At 26.3% G+C, this 3437-nt stretch carries 2 protein-coding genes; both read right to left on the bottom strand.

What is annotated here, in order from left to right; translation table 11 throughout:
• Nucleotides 1-330 precede the first annotated feature (330 nt).
• Nucleotides 331-786, bottom strand: coding sequence for a lasso peptide biosynthesis B2 protein (locus tag GBZ86_RS13950; protein ID WP_152891657.1), 456 nt, complete (start codon nucleotides 784-786; stop codon nucleotides 331-333).
• 127 nt (nucleotides 787-913) lie between these two features.
• Nucleotides 914-2938, bottom strand: a complete 2025-nt coding sequence (locus GBZ86_RS13945) for a YgiQ family radical SAM protein (RefSeq protein ID WP_152891655.1) — start codon at nucleotides 2936-2938, stop codon at nucleotides 914-916.
• Nucleotides 2939-3437 lie beyond the last annotated feature (499 nt).

Genomic DNA, 3437 nt, shown 5'->3' with positions numbered 1-3437 from the left:
CATTAACATTTTTCATCTTTTGTTTTTTAATAATAGCTTCCTTTAATCATTAAATATCTTATAATATTTATTATTACTTTAAATATTTTAACAATTTTTTTAAGTACAGTAAATATAATATTAAATTTTAGTTTAATAAACTGTTTTTTTATATTAATTACTTAATATTTTTTAAAAAACTCTTTAAAAAACTATTAATTTATTAATTTATACATTTTCTTTTATTACTCTTAAATAAACTTAAACTACTTTATAACAATAAAAACTACTAATATTAAAAGTAATATTAGTAGTTTTTATTGTATTATTTATTGTATATTAAATAACATTTTATTTAGAATTACAAAACTTTGCAACTGTACTAAACCCAGTACCATCACCACCTGTTATAAAAAATCTTCCATAGCGAATCCATGAATGAGCTATCATTTCATTATTTTCATCTTTACCTACACCTAAATAAATAGTTGTATATATTTTTCTTCTCTTTAGCATGTTTTGTACTGTTAATGCTTGTACTAAACATTTACTTTCCCAAGGAGTGTATTCTGCTGCATGCATTACAGCCCATCGAACTTTTTTAACTATTTTATAATCTTCTATATCTCCTTCATAAGAAGATTCTACACTATGCTTTCCCATATACTTTTTAAGCTTTTTAAAAGGAATAATTAATATTGCCATTCTCATTATTCCCTCTAAAGTAAAAGCTTCTAAAAACATAAATTTTTCCTTTATTCCTATGCTCATAAAAGTTTTAAATTTATTTAATGTTAACTTTCTCATATTTCACCCCTGATTTTGTTTTATACCTTATAATATAGATTATACTATAACTTTATAAAAAGCTCATTTATTTAATACATATTTATTAATAAAAGGTAAGATTTCTTAAAATCTTACCTTTTAAATTTTATTTTCTTTTTCTTTTATTAGAAATAGTTTTATTATTTTTTGAATTTTTTCCTTTTCCCACAGATTTATCACCAAATTTATCCTTTCCAGGATTAAAATGCATTTCTGATTTTCTATTAGACGAATTATTTTTTTCTCTTTTATTATGTGATGATTTTCCTTTAGAATTTGACTTTTGTCCTCTAGGTTTAATTAATCCATGTGCCTCTTTATATCTAGTTTCTTTAGATTTTATTAAACATTTTGAACCATTTCCTATAAGATCTTCTCTTCCTGCTTTAACTAAAGCATCATATACTATATTATAATTCTTTGGATTTCCAAATTGAAGTAATGCTCTTTGCATTGCTTTTTCTTCTTTAGTTTTAGGAACATATACTTTTTCTAAAGTCATTGGGTCTAATCCTGTATAAAAAATAGTTGTAGATAAAGTTCCAGGTGTAGGATAAAAATCTTGCACTTGTTCTGGTTGATATTTAATTTCCTTTAAATATTGTGCAAGCTCTATAGCATCCTTTAACCTACTTCCTGGATGACTTGACATAAGATATGGTATTATGTATTGTTTTTTACCTATCTTTTCATTCACTCTAAAGAATTTTTCTCTAAATCTTTCATAAGTTTTTCCTGCTGGTTTTCCCATATATTTAAGTACATTTGATGAAATATGCTCTGGAGCTACTTTTAACTGACCACTTACATGATACTCTGCTAACTCTTTTATAAATTTATCTGCATTTTTATCTGCCATTATATAATCATATCTTAATCCAGAACGTATAAATACCTTTTTTATTCCTGGAAGCTTTCTTACTTTTCTAAGTAGCTGGATATACTCCTCATGATCAACCTCCATGTTTTTGCATATAGATGGAGACATACACTGCTTTCCTTTACATGCTCCATAAGTCATTTGCTTTTTACATGCAGCCTTTCTAAAGTTAGCTGTTGGTCCTCCTATATCATGTATGTATCCTTTAAAATCTTTAAATTTTGTTATATCTTTAGCCTCTTCAATTATAGAATCCTGACTTCTACTTTGTACTATTCTTCCTTGATGGAATGTTATAGCACAAAAAGAACAGTTACCAGAACAACCTCTAGAACTAACTATACTAAATTTAACTTCCTCAATAGCTGGAATTCCTCCATCCTTTTCATATATAGGATGATATGTTTTTTCATAAGGAAATGCATAAACTTTATCTAATTCTTCTCTTACTAAAGGTATTTCTGGCTTATTTATTACCACATATCTATCAGCGTGTTTTTGTATTAAAGTATGACCTCTAAATGGATCTTGTTCTTCATATTGTATTCTAAATGCTTCACAATACTTTATTACATCATTAGCAATCTCCTTATATGAAGGCAGTTCAATATATCCTTCATAAACCTCTTCTGGACTATCTACCATATAACAAGTTCCTGATACATGCCTAATATATTTAGCTGGGAATCCATCATTAAGATATTTTGCTACTTCAACTATTTGTTTTTCACTCATTCCATAAACTAAAAGATCAGCACCGCTATCTACCAATATAGAATTTCTAACCTTATTACTCCAATAATCATAGTGAGCAAATCTTCTTAAACTTGCTTCTACACCACCTATAACTACATTTACATGTTTAAAAGCTTCTCTTATCTTATTACAATAAACAATAGTTGCTCTATCTGGTCTTAACCCCATTTTTCCACCTGGAGAATAATAATCTTTTTCTCTTATTCTCTTACTTACAGTATAATGATTAACCATAGAGTCCATATTTCCCGCATTAACTAAAAAACCTAATCTTGGTTCTCCTAGTTTTTTAAAATCATCAGTACTATGCCAATTAGGTTGTGCTATTATACCTACTTTATAGCCAGCATCCTCTAAAACCCTTGATATAATAGCTGTACCGAAGCTATGATGGTCTATATATGCATCCCCTGTAACAATAATAAAGTCACACTGCTCCCATCCTCTTTCTATCATATCCTCTTTACAAATTGGTAAAAATTTATTTTCACTCATTATATTATCACCTACTCATCTCTAGTAAAATTATTATACTTAATTATTAACTTTACTTTCTAATTTTAATCTTCAAACTACGCATTTGATTATAACATTATAATTCATTTAAAACAAAGATTCCATAATATTATTTTTAAATACATCTCATAGAATTTTTTTGTTATTGATAATATGATAATTTTTCCCCGCTTTCAAATATATATTTCCATTTAATCTATGCTAAACCCATTTTTTATGCTTAAAGAAACATACATATACCCTCATTATTATAACTAGCTTTACAAAATCAATATATTTTTTAATTTATAATTTCTTTAATGCAATGTACATAAGAAAAAAGAAATCTAAATAAACTTTAGATTTCTTTTTTCAGTTTGTAGACAAATAGCATTTTTGCATAAAGCAAAAATGCTATTTTTAGTTTTATAAGCAAAATTTCTAAATTTTTCAAATATATTTTTAATATTATGATATAATCCGAGATATCCCCCGGTCT

It is taken from the genome of Clostridium tarantellae, assembly GCF_009295725.1.
GTDB classification, from domain to species: Bacteria; Bacillota; Clostridia; order Clostridiales; family Clostridiaceae; genus Sarcina; species Sarcina tarantellae.
This window is presented reverse-complemented; position numbering and strand designations above follow the sequence as displayed.

Bases quoted from the DNA above. Each gene is read 5' to 3' on its own strand.
- GBZ86_RS13950 (WP_152891657.1), bottom strand. From the start codon at position 786: ATGAGAAAGTTAACATTAAATAAATTTAAAACTTTTATGAGCATAGGA.
- GBZ86_RS13945 (WP_152891655.1), bottom strand. From the start codon at position 2,938: ATGAGTGAAAATAAATTTTTACCAATTTGTAAAGAGGATATGATAGAA.